Here is a 14,334-nt window from a genome sequence, read left to right on the forward strand (position 1 = left end):
GGAAGACAGATGGAATTTATCACCGATGCTATTCTTGGCGCTGGGGCGCTTGGTGCCTCTTTCTACTGTTGGGTGCTGTCCCGCCGGTTGCGCCAGTTCAATAATCTGGAAAAGGGCGTAGGCGGCGCGGTCGCGATCCTGTCTGCTCAGGTCGATGATCTGACCAAGACGCTCGACACGGCCAAAGGTACGGCGGATGCCTCGAGTAAATCGCTCGAATCTTTGACTGACCGCGCCGAGACGGTCGCCAAGAAACTGGAGCTGATGGTGGCGTCGATGCATGACATGGAGCAGTCCAAGGCATCGACGACCGAGCCGATTTTCTCTCATCGCATGATGAAGCGGGGGGCGTAATGGCCCGCAAAAAGAAATCAGGAAGCCTGCTTGCCATCGCCGCCCTGTTCGCAGTGGGCGGAGCGTTGAAAATCGGGATGACGGCGACCGAGGCGATTGCTTTAGTGCCGGACCTAAAGATGCCGCGCTCCGAAGAAGAGCCCTTTGTTGATTACCGCGAAGAAGAGTTGAAGGAACTGTTCGCGGCGCTCGCCAAGCGCGAGGCCTATAATGACCGACGGACCAAAGAACTAGAAGAGCGCGAGGCGCAGATCGAAGCCAAGCTCAAAACGCTTGAGGCCAAGAAGGCCGAGGCCATCACCCTCATCGAAGAGCTTCAGGTCGAAAATGAGCGCCTGCGCCGAACGATGGGGATGGGGGAAACGGCTGCCGAGGACGATCTCGATAAGCTGACCAAGGTCTATGAGGCGATGAAACCCAAGGATGCGGCAGGACTGTTCGTAGAGATGGATATGGACTTCGCAGCGGGTTTTCTGGGCCGCATGAAAGCGCAATCGGCAGCCGCGATCATGGGGAACCTGCCTTCAGCCAAGGCTTACTCGATTAGTGCTATTCTGGCGGGGCGAAACGCCTCTTGGGCGGAAACCCATGGGGCCACCGCACCGTCTCTAGTCGCAGGAGACAGCAAATGATCGGAATTGTTGGGATTGGTGTCACCTTTGTCATGGTGTTTGGCGGCTATTTGCTGGCTGGCGGCAAGATGTCGATCATCATGAAGTCGTTGCCCTTCGAGTTTATGATGATCGGGGGGTCAGCGGCCGGGGCGTTCTTGCTCAGCAACGATATGTCGACGGTCAAGCATACGCTGAGTGATATCACCAAAGTCTTCAAAGGAGCGAAGTGGTCCAAGCAGGATTACCGCGACCTGTTGTGCCTGCTCTATGCGCTAATCAAAATTAGCCGCAAAAGCCCCGTGGATCTGGAAAGCCACATCGAAGATCCCGAAAATTCGTCTGTGTTCGAGCTTTATCCCAAAATTCTTCAGGACAAAGAAGCGACCTCTTTGATCTGCGATACTTTCCGCGCAGGTAGTCTGAATTATGATGACCCTCATCAGGTCGAAGAGATGCTTGGCAAACGCATTGAGGAACACGCGCAAAACCAATCGCATTCCGGGCATGCTCTGCAGAACGTTGCGGATGCTTTGCCGGCGCTGGGGATCGTTGCCGCGGTTTTGGGTGTCATCAAAACCATGGCGTCGATCGATCAACCCCCCGAAGTTCTGGGGGGGCTGATTGGGGGCGCGCTGGTCGGAACATTCCTTGGGGTTTTTCTGGCCTACGGAATCGTTGGTCCGTTCTCTGCGAAAGTAACAGCTACAACGGAGACAGAAGAAAAATTCTATTCGGTGGTGCGGGATGTACTTGTCGCCGATCTCTTTGGCCATTCGCCTAACTTGTGCATTGAGGTCGGACGCCAAAGTGTGCCGTCGTCCTACCGCCCCAGCTTCAACGAAGTAGAAGAGGGTCTGAATGCTGCGTAACCTTCCGCTCCGCTGTTTTATCGCAATGGCCAGTTTGGCAGGTGGCGCTGGGACTGCGCAGGCACAAAGCATACTCGCCGGTGAGCACGCCGATTTCACACGAATTGCCATTCGCAAAATCGGCCAGACAGAGCCGCATCTAGAGACGGCGGAGGACTCAATTCGTGTCATAGGTGCCGCTGCTGTCGGTACATCGGATCTGACGTCTGCACTGCAAAAACTGGGCCGCGCGCGGGTGCAAGGGATCGAGGTCGATGCATCCGGCGTTCGTGTAGATCTGAATTGCGACTGCACGGCGGAGACGTTTGATTATCGGGGCTACTACGTCATTGATATCGCGGAAGGAAAGGAACCGGTTGCACAGTCTGCGGCGCCTCATCCTGACAGGGCCTTCCAAGAGTGGAAAATCCCAAAAACTTCGATCCTCGCGTCTTGCTCCGTGGGGGCGTGGTGCGAAGATTTGTTGTCGATCGAGCCTGAAATCGACAACGATGACTATTGCCAGTTTGCGTCAGAAACGCTCGTTAATCTAACTGCGCTGCAGGGATCTGCCGCACCGCAAGCAGAACGTCTACGCGGGTATTTGGACAAAGGCTGGTGGGATGAAGCGGCGCTTTTGATTGATGAGATGTCTGCAGGAGTTTCTTCCGAACCGTTCATTAAAAGGGGACAGGCTGAGGCTGACGACCACCCTGCCTGCGAGTCAAAACAGGAAACACTGGCGTGGGTTAAAACCCGCGAGCCGGCGATAGATTGGACAACAAAGGCCGAGCCAGCCCAAGATCCTGAACCGATCGAAACTGCTGCTGAGCCAGAGCCGGAGGTGCCAGCCCTTGCCGTTACATCGGCAAACGCCGACAGCGATGTCCATGCACGGGCCCTCAGTTTCCTAGAAACCTACAAGGCGGAGTTGGAATGAAAGCTCTCGATTCCAGCATCATTTTAGCGGTCTTTGCTGCGCTGGCTTTCGTGTCACTGCTGATGCCGATGCCATCGATGCTGCTCGACTTCGGGATGGCTGTTTCATTCTCGATTGCCATCCTGATTTTGTCGCTGGTCCTGCTTACGTCCTCTGCTGCGGACTTTGTGGCCTTTCCCCAGTTTATCCTGATTTCACTGTTTTTCAGGGTCTACATCAACATCGCGTCCACCAAGCTGATCCTCACTGCTGGGGCATATGGGGACAAGGTGGCGGGTCAAACGCTCTATGGCTTCGCTACGTTCGTGATGGGCGAGGGGCTCCATATCGGGATCGTCGTTTTCATTATTTTCACGCTCCTGAACTTCCTCGTTCTGTCCAAGGGCGCATCGCGCATGGCCGAGGTGTCCGCGCGGTTCTCACTCGATGCGATGCCGGGGAAACAGATGGCGATTGATGCCGACCTGTCGTCTGGCGCGATCTCGCACGAAGAGGCCTCTCAGCGGCGAGAGAAGCTGTCGAATGAAAGCTCGTTCTTTGGATCGCTGGATGGTGTCGCGAAATTCGTCAAAGGTGACGCGGTGCTCGGTTTACTGCTGACCGCGATCAACCTGCTGATCGGGGTCGCGTTCGGTGTTCTGAGCTACGATATGCCCTTGAGCGAGTCCCTGAAGCTATACTCTTTCCTGACGATCGGGGATGGCTTCGTCTCGCAAATCCCTGCGCTTATTATCTCTTTTGCGACCGGTCTACTTTTGGCCAAAGGGTCGGACCGCACTAGAACCTCGAACGCGATTTCGAGACAGGTCTTTGAGCAAAAGGAAGTTCTCTTGGCGGTGTGCGTGGTTTCAACTGCTTTGGCCTTTATCCCAAGTTTGCCGACGATTCCGTTTCTGGCTGTCTCGACCGTTTCAGGCGCCCTTTGGTATCGCCTGCGTCTCTTGGCGGAACAGCAGGATGTGTCGGAAGAAGCGCCTATCCTTCCCGTAGCCGAAGAGCAAAAAATCGAAGACCTGATTGAAGCGGACGATATCTTGCTGAAGGTGTCGTCTTCGATTGCGCGAAACTTCTTGCGGTCCGAAAGCGGCTTAGAGAACCGGATCAGGCCGCTTCGCATGCATATTGCTGAGAAATACGGCCTATTGATCCCGCAGGTGCGCGTGTCAGAATGGCCTGGTTTAGAGGGCGGGAAGTACCGAATTCTGCTGCACGGCGCGAACATCGCGGAGGGTGAGTTGCAAGGCGACGATCTCTTGGTGCTCCTCGATCACGAAGAGGGCCATTCTGGGGTCAAAGATCCGGTCTACGGAGCACCGGCCAAGTGGGTGCCCGCGATTGAGCGGGACGAACTGATCCTTGGCGGATACACCGCGCTCTCTGGCGACGAAGTCATGCTAACGCATCTCATGGATGTGGTGGTTGCAAATCTAGATACATTAATGACAGCCAAGACCCTGAAATACACGTTGAATGCCCTGATCGCGCAGTCCGATGCGGTCAAATCCGAAGGCATCAAACAATGCCTGTCCGAGGCAATTCCAGATAAGATTTCCAACGAGTATCTGCTTGATGTTCTCAAAGGTCTCTTGGCCGAACGGATCTCGATCCGAGGGTTCAGTGCTATTCTAGATGCGACGATCGAGGCTAAGAACAACGGTTTCCGCGGAGACGGCGCGATCGAATTCGTCCGGCAACGCATCAATCGCCAAGTGGTCGATGCTGCATTCGAAGGAGAAGCACATCATCGTGCGATCACCCTTGATCAACGATGGGAAGAAGTTTTTGCCCAATCAGAACGGCCGCAACAGGGATCAGAGATCGCGATCCAACCGAGTGACCTGAAGAAGCTGTCGACGCGGCTTGCCGAAAGTGCGGCCCAAGCAGCGCAAGCGGGCTCGAATATTGCTCTGGTTGTCAGCGCCAAGAGGCGCCGCTTCTTGCGGTCAGTGCTGGATGCCTCGCAGGTCAGGATGCCTGTTCTATCGTTCGAGGAGTTGGGATCGGGCGGCAATATCCAGTTTGAGGGCGTGGTGCCCTTTGATGGATAACGCAATTCTCTTTGCATTCTTGGGGGCGTTCCTGAAGTCCAGTGGATTTGTTGCATTCGCCCCCATCGTTAACGATTTTCGTGTCTCGATTACGACGAAATTGGTGCTGTCTCTGGGGTTAATGCTAGCTATCTGGCCGAATTTCTCAGGTAGCGCGCAGCCATCTCTGTTTGGAACTCTGATACAGACAGCGATGGGCTGCTGCTTGGGACTGTATTGCCGGCTGCCATTTCTTCTGCTTCATCTGGCGACCTCGGCCTTCGGCCAATCGTTCACCCTGTCGCAATATCTGAACACCAGTCATGAAACGAGCGCGGGCGTGGTGGCAGAGCTTTATAAATGGGGCGTGTCGCTAACCATGCTCTCATTCGGTGCGGTTTGGGTCGCAGCCGAGGGTTTGACGATTCCGCTGGCGCTTGATGTCGCTGTGTTCGTGTCTCTGCTCGATCTTCTAACTCAAGTCGCTTTGCAGGTTTTTGCGCCGTTCCTGGTGTTTTCTGTCATGTTTAACCTGCTGTCAGGCTTTGTGAACCGCGCGATGCCTCAGCTGATGGTGATGCTCGTGTTTGCGCCATTGGTCATCGGTTTTGCTTTGCTATTTATGATGCGCTTCTCCGATCAAATCATCGCAACGTGGCTGACCCAAGTATCCTCGATTTATGGGGGCTAGGAGCTGGTGGCAGATCAGGATCAGAAGAAGCATGCCGCAAGTGCGCAGAAGCTGGATCGTCTACGCAAAGATGGCAAAGTGCCTGAGTCGCCCGACCTGATTGCGTCTATTTCTCTGATCATTCTGGCGCTGGGTTTCTTCGGTGCAAGCGGCAGCTTGGGGCAATCGATCCTACGGGTTTTTGGTGTTTTCCTCGCCTATACTGGTGCGCCGCTGGAAATTGGTGGCGTGATGACAGCAACTTTCTGGGTGATGTCGCTGCTGTTTTTAGTGGCTGTGGTTGGAGTGCTGCTCGTTGGCTTCTTGCTGAAGGGGTGGAACCCGCGGTCTGAAAACCTGTCCTTGAAATGGGACAGGATAAATCCCCTCAAGAACGCCACGCAGAAATATGGGACCAAGGGCCTGATCACGTTCGCCGTGTCTTTTGGTAAAATGTTCGCGGTTTCATGCCTTGGGGCAGTCATTACGCTGCTCTTTATAGACGATCTGCAGATTTCGCGGGGGCTAGAGGGGCACATTTGGCTCGCGGCGCAAGGCCTCAAGCGCCTGATCCTGATTTGTGCGCTGATCTTTGTTCTCTTCGGTGGAATTGATTTCCTGATCAAACGGAACGCGTTCCTTACCGAAAACAAGATGACCGACCAAGAGGTCAAGGACGAGCACAAGGACAACGAAGGCACACCCGAGGTTAAGCAAAAGCGCCGCCAGCGCGCCTACGAGATCAGTTCTTCAAGGATGATGCAGGATGTTGCAGAAGCCGATGTTCTGATCGTGAATCCTGTGCATATCGCTGTTGCACTGAAATGGACGCGCGAGAAGGGCACCGCGCCGATGTGCATCGCCAAGGGACAAGATCTGGTCGCACAGAATCTGAAAGCAATCGCGATCGAAAATGCTGTGCCGGTACACCAGGACATTCCCACTGCGCGCGCCATCCATTCTGTATGCGACGTCGGCGAAGAAATCCCTCCTGACCTTTACGCTGCCGTGGCGATCGCGATCCGGTTTGCTGACGGGGTCAGAGAGCAAGCCCGCAAAAGTCCGTTCGGAGGCACGTCATGACGCCAGAACAAAAAAGCCTTATCGAGATCGCGCAAATGGTCGCTGATCGTGAAATCGCCAAAGTGGCAGAGCGCAAGGCGCAAACCCACGCAATCGGTGCCAAGATTGAGCAGCTCAAAGCGGTGGAAATGTTGCGTCCCGACGAGGGAGCTCCGCGGCTTCAGGTGATGGGGAATGCATGGGGCGAGTGGCGTCGGCGAGAAATCTCTGCGCTCAACCTAGAACTCGCCAAATCTACTTTGCTCGAGGAAACAGCCAAGCAAAAAGCGCGACGGGCGCTGGGACGCCGCATCGCGCTAGAGGACATTTTCAACGAAGCCGGTTAAGCAGTTTGCCGGACCAAGTCGGTGATCAGGATGCGGTGCACATCTTCGCCGATGACATCCTGCGCACTCTCGAGCAGGTATTTGCGCAGAACGGCCATCTTGTCTTCGGTGTAGTAGCGCCCGGAAAAGCCGCCGTGACTAGAATGTTCGAACAGCACTTTCATGATCTCGTCTCGCAGACGCGGCTCAAGGTCGAAGACGCTGTCGCTTTTTTCGTCGGTCACCTCAAGGCTCAGACTCATGATGACAAGAGAGCTTTCTCCGTCGTCTTCGATCACAGGCACGATGAACTGGTTGTTCAGCTTGACGATTTGCGTAGGCACGTCATGGCTTTCAAGCATTTCGATCGAAGAGGCTTCCTTCTGGTGCAAGAAGGGCAGCGTTTCCGGATCTAATGGGACAAAGAAGCCCGCTCCGGCACCAGCGCCAAGGCCGACAATCATCATGATGGCAGGGACAAGGATTTTCATATGTGACCTCAGAACGGCAGGATAATGTCTGTGATTTGCTGGCCGTAGCGGGGCTGCTGTACGTCGGTAATTTGGCCGCGCCCGCCGTAAGAGATGCGTGCAGAAGCGATCTTGTCGTAGGTGATTTCGTTCCCCCGCGAAATGTCTTCGGGGCGGACAAAACCTTCGACAAGAAGCTCGCGGAGTTCGAAATTCACCCGGACTTCTTGCTGCCCTTCTATGACCAGAACACCGTTTGGCATTACGTTGGTGACTGTAGCAGCAATCCGCAGGGTAAGTTTTTCGTTCCGACGGACCGATCCTTTGCCCGCACTCTCGCCAGAGGAATTGAGCGAGACCGCATCAGCGAGGCTCGCGCCCTCGGGTAGGCTCGACTGGATGCGTTGGGGTAGGCCAAACAGCGACGGCACGGACAGGCTTTCGGACCCGTCTCTGGACCGTTGCGTCGTATTCGAAATCTCTGCCTTGTCGTCGATTTCGATCACGACGGTCATGATATCCCCGCGTTTTTCAGCACGTCGGTCCCCAAGCAGTGACTTTTGCCCTGCATCCCACAAAGAGGCTTGGTCGCCCACCATCCCCGGCGCTGCCGTATAAAGCGGGATACCAGGGCTTAGCATCGCTGAATGCTCGGCGTTCTCGGTTTCAACAGGGGAAAACGTCGGCGCGCGTCCCACGTGATCCAGCCTGTTGCAGCCAGCGAGTGTGAGTGTGACGGCTAAAGCAAAACTAAATACGGGATACGTTTTCATTATCTACTACCAGATACTGATATTGTGGCGTCCGGCTGCACTGTGCCTTGGACGATCGTGCGCGACGACAGGTTCATCACGCGGACTAATGCGCCAGCTGCGCCACGTTCCATCGCGCGCCCTTCGGCAGAAATTGTCAGGGCGCCCAATTCGTACACGAGCGTCGCGAATTGGTTGCGTTCGATCAAAGCTGGCTCGGACAGAGCCGAGAGAAACAGGGGCCGACCGCTATATATTGTGGCCCGTGTTTCCTTGCCCAGAACATCTGTGATCGCGGTTGCTGCGCCGGCTGTGTCTCCAGCTGCGATAGTAATATCCGTTTCCGTGATGATCGTCCGTGCGGGCAAGGTGCGACTGGCCACCAGCGTTTCTGCTTGCGCCTGGGATCCTGCGCAGAGACAAAGCACGAAAATTAAGGCTCGCATCACCGAACCTGCGTGGTCGCGCCAAGCATCTGGTCGGCGGCCGAGATCACCTTGGAATTCAGCTCATAGCCCCGCTGCGCCTCAATTAGTGCTGTGATCTCGCGAACCGGATCGACGGAACTGTCCTCTAGGTACCCTTGGCGCAGGGTGCCAAGCCCCTCTTCGCCGGGGTCCGCGTTATAGGGTGCGCCAGAAGCTTCGGTCTCGCGGAACAGGTTAGACCCCAGCGCTTCTAGCCCGCGGGGGTTCGAGAAGTTCGACAAAGCGATCTGCCCCAAAATCTGCCCTTCGGCGCTGTCCGCAAAATAGCCGTACACCTCCCCATCTGCATTGATGTGGACGCTTTGGGCGTCGACAGGGATCATGATATCGGGGTTCAACGCGTGGCCGTCTGACGTGACCAAAAGACCATCTGCGGAACGCTTCAGCGCGCCATCACGAGTGTAGGCTGACTCTCCTGAAGGCAGGGAGACTTCGAAGTAGCCCGCCCCCTCGATCGCTAGGTCGAGATCACCGCCCGTTGCGGTCAGGGCGCCTTGGGACAAGCTTACCGAAACCGCAGAGGGGCGCACGCCGAGGCCAAGCTGGATGCCGGTGGGCACCACGCTGCCGTCGCTGGCACTGATGCTGCCCGCCCGTGTCACCTGCTGGTAATGGAGGTCAGAAAACTCGGCACGGCGGGCGTTGTACCCAGTGGTACTCATGTTCGCGAGGTTGTTAGAAATCACCTCGACTCGGGTCTGTTGGGCGCTCATGCCTGTGGCGGCGATGGTTAAGGCTCGCATATTGGGGCTCCGTTATCGGGTGAGGGTATCGATGGCGTTCCGGAGGCGTTCATCCTCGGACTGCAAAAAGCTTTGGCCCATCTCATAGGCGCGCTGCACCTCGACCATGCGGGCCATCTGTTTGATCGGATCGACGTTTGAGGACTCCAAATATCCTTGGCGCAGCATGCCGTCGGCTGTGGGGATCAGTCCATCGGGTGCGGCAAAAACTGCTCCCGCGCTGCGGGTCAGATTGCTTGGATTTTCGGGGCTCACAATACCGATCTGTGCCAGGGGTTGTCCGTCTGCAGAGACTGTCCCATCCGGGGCAATCGCGATCTCTTGCGCGTCAGGGGGGACTTGGACAGGCGTACCACCCAGATCCATCAACGCATAGCCATCTGGTGTACGCAGGGTACCAACCGCGTCTGGCACGAAATGTCCCGCCCTTGTGAGGCGCGCTGTGCCGCCGTCGTCGACTTGAAAATAGCCTTGGCCATCGATCGCGAGATCGAATTGTCCGCCTGTTTCGTGTAGAGCGCCCTGAACAGTCGAGACGAGTCGCCCATGGGCTTGGGTCATCGAAACGCCGTCCTGAGCTGCCTCTGGGGCTAGGTATTCCGAGAACAGAACGCCTTGCTCGCGGTAACCTGTGGTTTGGGCATTCGCGATATTCTGTGCGATCACGGACATTTCGTGCAGCAAACCGCGCTGCCGCGACAATGGGGCAAGGGATGACGGATCCATTAATGGTACCTCGCAACAATCGGTATGATTTCGTTCTGGAAGAAACCGACGAGACTGCCGGTCATGAAATCCATGCTCATCCAGAACGTGATCACGATGGCCAAGAGTTTCGGCACAAAGGTGAGGGTCATCTCTTGGATTGAGGTCAACGCCTGCAGAAGGCCGATGACCAGACCTGTGATCAGCGCGACCGCCAAAATAGGCAGCGAGACTTGAACCGCTGTCCAAAGCCCGACGCGCATCAGATCAAAGATGACCGTTTCTGACATCAGATCGGCATGCGTAGGATTTCTTGGTAGGCCTGAACGACCTTGTCCCGCACAGTGACGACGGTTTCGACCGCAAGCTCGGTTTGCGCAATGGCCTGCACTAATGCTGCCGTGTCGGTCTGGCCGGCCATCGCGCTGACTGCAGTTTCTTCGGTGGCTTTCAGGGCGTCTGCGAAACTCTGAACCTTGCTGAGTGCCTCTTTGGGCACGTCAGGCTCGGCGACAGGGGTTAGGATTTCCTTGGCCGCAGAGAATTTCTGGGTGGCAAAAACGCTGGAGATATCCATCTTTTTGATCCTTCTGGATTACTTGCGCAGAAGCTCGAGCAGACTGCCCGACATCTCTCTGGCTTGTTGGAACATTTTTAGGTTGGCCTCGTAGGCGCGCTGCGCCGCGCGGGCATCTGCGATTTCAATCACGAGATCCACATTCGACCCTCGGTAATGTCCCGAGGCATCGGCCAAGGGATGTGCGGGATCGTAAATTTCTTGAACCGGTGTCTGGTCCAGAATGACGCGACCCGCCTGCGGTCCTTGGGTGTCGGACAGGGAGAAGGCCGTCGTTTTCACAGATAGTAATTTGCGCTGATAGCCTGGCGTATCCGCATTCGCGACGTTTTCGGATACATGCCGTAAACGCTGACTCTGCAGACGCAGGCCATCAGAGGAGATGGTTAGAGATTGTGAAAGATCGGTCATCACATTTTCCCTAGGCTGGTGCGCAGAATGCCAAGGGTCGAGCGATAGACGCTGACCGCTCTTTGGTGATCGCTCTGTGTCTTGGCGGCTGAGAGGAGTTCGTTTTCAAGGTCGACGGGCTGATCTGTGTCGAACCGATCAAACCCGTTGGCGTTTGCAGTGGCAAAGGCGTCTAAGTGGCCGCCTCTGGACGCGTGCATCGCCATGGGGGCGCGCGGCGTTTCCAGATCAAAATCGCGTACTTTCTGCGCGGTATATCCCGGCGTCTCTGCGTTCGAGATATTGGTTGCTGTCACGTTCTGTCTCGCAGAGGCATGGGACATCATGCCCGTAGCCACTTTGAAAATGCCGATATTTTCGAACATCGGGGCTTCTCCCTCGATTAGCTTCAATCAAGGGTTAACTGCGATTCCTTTAGAAACGGTTTGCATAAACCTGTTCGGGGATTTTCGATGACAAACCTAGCAAGTCTTGGACACCAGATCAGCGCATTGCGCGCGCTCAAGGAATCCGGTCGCATAACATCAATAAAAGCAGGCGTTTTGGAAGTCTCAGGTTTAACCCACCGTGCCTGTTTGGGGGACGTTTTGGGACTGGAGACAAATGATCATCGGTTTGAGGCAGAGGTCATAGGGTTAGAGGAAAATACACTCATAGCTTTGCCCGAAAGATCCCCTGCCGGCTGCGCGATCGGCGATTCGGTGGAATTTCGAGGAGGGCGTCGAATAGCGCCGGACCATAGCTGGCTGGGCCGGATTATCGATCCGTGGGGACGGCCATTGGACGGACGCCCATTGGTAAGCGGCCCCAATCCAATGAGCTTGGATCAGTCGCCCCCTCCGGCGGCACGTCGACGCGGTTTGGGCCAACGTATGGCAACTGGTTTAAATGTCTTTGATACTGTGCTGCCGTTGGTACGTGGACAAAGAATGGGGATCTTTGCTGGGTCTGGCGTCGGGAAGTCTCATCTTCTTGGGCAAATGGCGACTGGGGTTGATGCAGACGTCCGCGTTATCGCTCTGATTGGCGAGCGGGGGCGAGAGCTTGGTGCCTTTGTGAACGATATTCTGGGCGAAGAGGTTCTGCGGCACAGCGTTGTTATTGCCGCCACATCGGATCAATCGCCGCTCCTGCGTTTGGGATGTTTACCGGCTGCGCTGTGTGTTTCCGAGTTCTTTCGTGATCAAGGAAAGCAAGTTTTGTTGTTGGCCGACTCGGTCACGCGTTTCGCCGAGGCTTATCGGGAGATAGCCGTCGCGGGTGGCGAGTCTCCTTCGCTGAGGGGATATCCCGCAAGTATGACACCTGCCTTGATGCGTTTGGCCGAACGGGCTGGACCTGGTTCTGGAGAATCTGGCGATATTACTGCGCTGATGACGGTATTGGTCGCAGGAAGCGATATGGAAGAGCCTATCGCGGATCTTGTACGAGGAACATTGGATGGTCACATAATATTGGAACGCAAGATCGCTGAAAGGGGGCGATATCCGGCCGTAGACGTGCTGAAATCGGTCTCTCGTAGCTTGCCGTCCGCCGCGAGCCTCATAGAAAACCACATGATTTCGGAGATGCGCGCGACGATCGGTTTGTATGAGCGCGCAGAGCCGATGATCCGCGCCGGTCTCCACAGCCCGGGCGCCGATCCTTCGCTCGATCGCGCAATCCATCTTTGGCCGCGGCTGGATGGCTTTATCTCCGAGCGGAATGCGCTGGGTCCCGAGGGGGCATTTCGCCTGCTTGCGGATATATTGTCTGGGGCCCGTTAACTGCTAAGCAACGTGAGCGCCATGGCACCCGGCGAAGAACTGTCAGTTGTGTTGATAGAGCTCCGCAACAAGTATCGCTCGATTAACGAATCTCTGTTCTCGTCATTTGTCAGGTCACTGATTTCGAACCCCATCTGACGTTGCAGTTTCTCGTCGTAAATCTCGATTTGGCGATCAAGCGCAAGTTGCGAGACACTATCTGGCAGCCCCAAGGCGCCTTGGACGAGCTGTAAAAGAGGTTCATTCCCGAGCACGCCGAGCCATTTTGCGCGGTCAGTAGACTCCTCGGCGGCGACTTCGGCCAAGAGCCGGTCAGCGTTCAGGGCGATACGCAGGGTTTCGTCCTGGTCGCCGACTGATGTCTCAAAGCTGCTGCTTTTGAACTCTGTTAGAATTTCATCTGTAAACGTAGATAGTTGTGTCCGTGGGGTGACACGATCGCCGAAACCGAATGCTTTTGAAAAGTCCAGATAACGCTGATCCGAGAGCTTGTTGGCCAAAGCCGATTGATCGGTCGTGCCCTCTTCCAACACTTTCTGGATGAAATATTTGGAATCGATGTCCGAGGATAGGCCAAAGGCTGCCAGCGATACTTCGAGGAGTTCGCGATCGTTGACCAGCTGGGCTGCGGTTGTAATGCTGCCGATCCTATCTCGAAAAGTCTCCTCCAACCTCTGAGATACGGGACTTTGGGCGATCATGTATTCTTGCTGCTCTCTGGTACGCTGCAAGAACCTGTATCCTGCCAAACCATCCATAGGCACGAGTGCCGAGATGGTCATGAGCCATCATACGCCAGAAGGCGGTCCTCTCGGGGCAGAAGCTGGCGCAGGGCCTTCATGCAGTTGTAGAAGTGGTCCCCGATGACAGCTTCAGTCGCTTTGTTCAAATGAACGCGGCTGTCGTGGTCGGTCAGAATTTGGCTCAAGCTTTCAATGCCATTCAGGAGTTGCCGCTTGGCGTCTTTGGGATCAGCGTCCCCGATGATTGCAAGTTGGGCGATGTAAGCAACGCGGCGCACGGGTGAATTTACCTCGTTGGGATGCAAAGCATCCTTCATGCGCAGCACTTTGGCATCTGCGGTCAAAATGTTGAAGCGCGCTCTGCGGTCGCCATTTTCGATGATCGTGCCGTTGATGAGCACACGCTCGCGGGGTTGTAATTTCAGGATCAGGCCGCTCATTGTTTTGTTCCTAATCCACGCATCATGTTGGTGTTGATTTCAATGAGGCCAGGCAAAAGCGCGGGATCTTTGATGGCGCGGCTGCTTTGACTGATCGAGTAGGCCGCCAGCGACAGCAGATCGGCCCGCAAAGTTTCACTCAGTTTGTTTCCGACGCCGGCGAGATCAGTTGCCAGAATGGTCCAGAGCTGTCGATTGTCGTGTAATGCTTTGGCGCGTTTGCCAATGTTTGATGCCGTATCATCGGCCGAGAGCTTCAGCGCTCGGGTCACCTTGGCAAATGCTTTGTATTCAATTTCGCGGGGGGAATGGACGCCACGATCCATCGCGCCATATCCTTGGCGCGCTCTTTCAGCCAGCACAGCATGATCCTCGATTTTGTGGGAGAAGAAGTGACA

Annotated in this window: 21 protein-coding genes; 9 read left to right on the forward strand and 12 right to left on the reverse strand. The window is 55.6% G+C overall.

Going from position 1 to position 14,334, the window contains the following annotated elements; genetic code table 11:
• Positions 1 to 9 precede the first annotated feature (9 nt).
• Genes BM225_RS08715 through BM225_RS08750 form a run of 8 tightly spaced genes read left to right on the forward strand, consistent with a single transcriptional unit; the run spans position 10 to position 6,862 of the window.
• Entirely contained in the window at positions 10 to 354 is a 345-nt protein-coding gene (locus BM225_RS08715) for a hypothetical protein (RefSeq protein ID WP_072709039.1), read from the forward strand.
• The gene (locus tag BM225_RS08720; protein ID WP_072709041.1) at positions 354 to 986 is read left to right on the forward strand and encodes a MotE family protein; all 633 of its coding nucleotides are present in this window, start codon (positions 354 to 356) and stop codon (positions 984 to 986) included. The genes BM225_RS08715 and BM225_RS08720 overlap by 1 nt, the downstream gene beginning before the upstream one ends.
• On the forward strand, positions 983 to 1,837 hold the full coding sequence (gene motA / locus BM225_RS08725) for a flagellar motor stator protein MotA (RefSeq protein WP_072709043.1): 855 nt from the start codon (positions 983 to 985) through the stop codon (positions 1,835 to 1,837). The genes BM225_RS08720 and motA overlap by 4 nt, the downstream gene beginning before the upstream one ends.
• Complete coding sequence (locus BM225_RS08730) at positions 1,827 to 2,756, forward strand: hypothetical protein (RefSeq protein ID WP_072709045.1); 930 nt, start codon at positions 1,827 to 1,829, stop codon at positions 2,754 to 2,756. Before motA ends, BM225_RS08730 begins: the two co-directional genes overlap by 11 nt.
• Positions 2,753 to 4,804 carry a flagellar biosynthesis protein FlhA gene (locus BM225_RS08735; protein ID WP_072709047.1) on the forward strand — a complete coding sequence of 684 codons (2,052 nt, stop codon included), beginning with the start codon at positions 2,753 to 2,755 and terminating at the stop codon, positions 4,802 to 4,804. Before BM225_RS08730 ends, BM225_RS08735 begins: the two co-directional genes overlap by 4 nt.
• On the forward strand, positions 4,797 to 5,474 hold the full coding sequence (locus BM225_RS08740; RefSeq protein ID WP_072709049.1) for a flagellar biosynthetic protein FliR: 678 nt from the start codon (positions 4,797 to 4,799) through the stop codon (positions 5,472 to 5,474). The genes BM225_RS08735 and BM225_RS08740 overlap by 8 nt, the downstream gene beginning before the upstream one ends.
• 6 nt (positions 5,475 to 5,480) lie before the next feature.
• On the forward strand, positions 5,481 to 6,536 hold the full coding sequence (locus BM225_RS08745; RefSeq protein WP_072709051.1) for an EscU/YscU/HrcU family type III secretion system export apparatus switch protein: 1,056 nt from the start codon (positions 5,481 to 5,483) through the stop codon (positions 6,534 to 6,536).
• Positions 6,533 to 6,862: a hypothetical protein gene (locus BM225_RS08750; protein WP_072709053.1), complete on the forward strand. Its 330-nt coding sequence runs from the start codon at positions 6,533 to 6,535 to the stop codon at positions 6,860 to 6,862. The genes BM225_RS08745 and BM225_RS08750 overlap by 4 nt, the downstream gene beginning before the upstream one ends.
• On the opposite strand, the gene BM225_RS08755 is transcribed toward BM225_RS08750, so the two are convergent.
• The 9 genes from BM225_RS08755 to BM225_RS08795 are packed head-to-tail and all read right to left on the reverse strand — an operon-like array spanning position 6,859 to position 11,352.
• Positions 6,859 to 7,332, reverse strand: a complete 474-nt coding sequence (locus BM225_RS08755; RefSeq protein WP_072709055.1) for a flagellar basal body-associated FliL family protein — start codon at positions 7,330 to 7,332, stop codon at positions 6,859 to 6,861. The genes BM225_RS08750 and BM225_RS08755 overlap by 4 nt on opposite strands.
• A gap of 8 nt (positions 7,333 to 7,340) precedes the next feature.
• Positions 7,341 to 8,084: a flagellar basal body L-ring protein FlgH gene (flgH, locus tag BM225_RS08760; protein WP_072709057.1), complete on the reverse strand. Its 744-nt coding sequence runs from the start codon at positions 8,082 to 8,084 to the stop codon at positions 7,341 to 7,343.
• A complete protein-coding gene (flgA, locus tag BM225_RS08765) occupies positions 8,084 to 8,509 on the reverse strand; it encodes a flagellar basal body P-ring formation chaperone FlgA (protein ID WP_072709059.1) in 426 nt (141 codons plus the stop codon). Before flgA ends, flgH begins: the two co-directional genes overlap by 1 nt.
• A complete protein-coding gene (gene flgG / locus BM225_RS08770; RefSeq protein WP_072709066.1) occupies positions 8,509 to 9,294 on the reverse strand; it encodes a flagellar basal-body rod protein FlgG in 786 nt (261 codons plus the stop codon). The genes flgA and flgG overlap by 1 nt, the downstream gene beginning before the upstream one ends.
• Positions 9,295 to 9,306: 12 nt before the next feature.
• Positions 9,307 to 10,020: a flagellar hook-basal body complex protein gene (locus BM225_RS08775; protein WP_072709068.1), complete on the reverse strand. Its 714-nt coding sequence runs from the start codon at positions 10,018 to 10,020 to the stop codon at positions 9,307 to 9,309.
• On the reverse strand, positions 10,020 to 10,292 hold the full coding sequence (locus tag BM225_RS08780; RefSeq protein WP_092464184.1) for a flagellar biosynthetic protein FliQ: 273 nt from the start codon (positions 10,290 to 10,292) through the stop codon (positions 10,020 to 10,022). Before BM225_RS08780 ends, BM225_RS08775 begins: the two co-directional genes overlap by 1 nt.
• Positions 10,289 to 10,576 (reverse strand): flagellar hook-basal body complex protein FliE, encoded by a 288-nt coding sequence (gene fliE / locus BM225_RS08785; protein WP_072709072.1) that lies wholly within the window; start codon positions 10,574 to 10,576, stop codon positions 10,289 to 10,291. Before fliE ends, BM225_RS08780 begins: the two co-directional genes overlap by 4 nt.
• Before the next feature lie 18 nt (positions 10,577 to 10,594).
• Positions 10,595 to 10,987 carry a flagellar basal body rod protein FlgC gene (gene flgC, locus BM225_RS08790; protein ID WP_072709074.1) on the reverse strand — a complete coding sequence of 131 codons (393 nt, stop codon included), beginning with the start codon at positions 10,985 to 10,987 and terminating at the stop codon, positions 10,595 to 10,597.
• A complete protein-coding gene (locus BM225_RS08795; protein WP_143095357.1) occupies positions 10,987 to 11,352 on the reverse strand; it encodes a flagellar basal body protein in 366 nt (121 codons plus the stop codon). The genes flgC and BM225_RS08795 overlap by 1 nt, the downstream gene beginning before the upstream one ends.
• Before the next feature lie 87 nt (positions 11,353 to 11,439).
• Here BM225_RS08795 and BM225_RS08800 point away from each other — a divergent pair, with 87 nt between their 5' ends.
• Positions 11,440 to 12,753, forward strand: coding sequence for a FliI/YscN family ATPase (locus BM225_RS08800; protein WP_072709078.1), 1,314 nt, complete (start codon positions 11,440 to 11,442; stop codon positions 12,751 to 12,753).
• On the opposite strand, the gene BM225_RS08805 is transcribed toward BM225_RS08800, so the two are convergent.
• Genes BM225_RS08805 through flaF form a run of 3 tightly spaced genes read right to left on the reverse strand, consistent with a single transcriptional unit; the run spans position 12,750 to position 14,298 of the window.
• Entirely contained in the window at positions 12,750 to 13,535 is a 786-nt protein-coding gene (locus tag BM225_RS08805) for a DUF1217 domain-containing protein (RefSeq protein WP_072709080.1), read from the reverse strand. The two genes, BM225_RS08800 and BM225_RS08805, sit on opposite strands and share 4 nt — an antisense overlap.
• Positions 13,532 to 13,936 carry a flagellar biosynthesis repressor FlbT gene (flbT, locus tag BM225_RS08810; RefSeq protein ID WP_072709082.1) on the reverse strand — a complete coding sequence of 135 codons (405 nt, stop codon included), beginning with the start codon at positions 13,934 to 13,936 and terminating at the stop codon, positions 13,532 to 13,534. The genes BM225_RS08805 and flbT overlap by 4 nt, the downstream gene beginning before the upstream one ends.
• Positions 13,933 to 14,298 (reverse strand): flagellar biosynthesis regulator FlaF, encoded by a 366-nt coding sequence (gene flaF / locus BM225_RS08815; RefSeq protein ID WP_072709084.1) that lies wholly within the window; start codon positions 14,296 to 14,298, stop codon positions 13,933 to 13,935. The genes flbT and flaF overlap by 4 nt, the downstream gene beginning before the upstream one ends.
• Positions 14,299 to 14,334: the final 36 nt, after the last annotated feature.

Source organism: Donghicola eburneus, from assembly GCF_900115865.1.
Lineage (GTDB): Bacteria > Pseudomonadota > Alphaproteobacteria > Rhodobacterales > Rhodobacteraceae > Donghicola > Donghicola eburneus.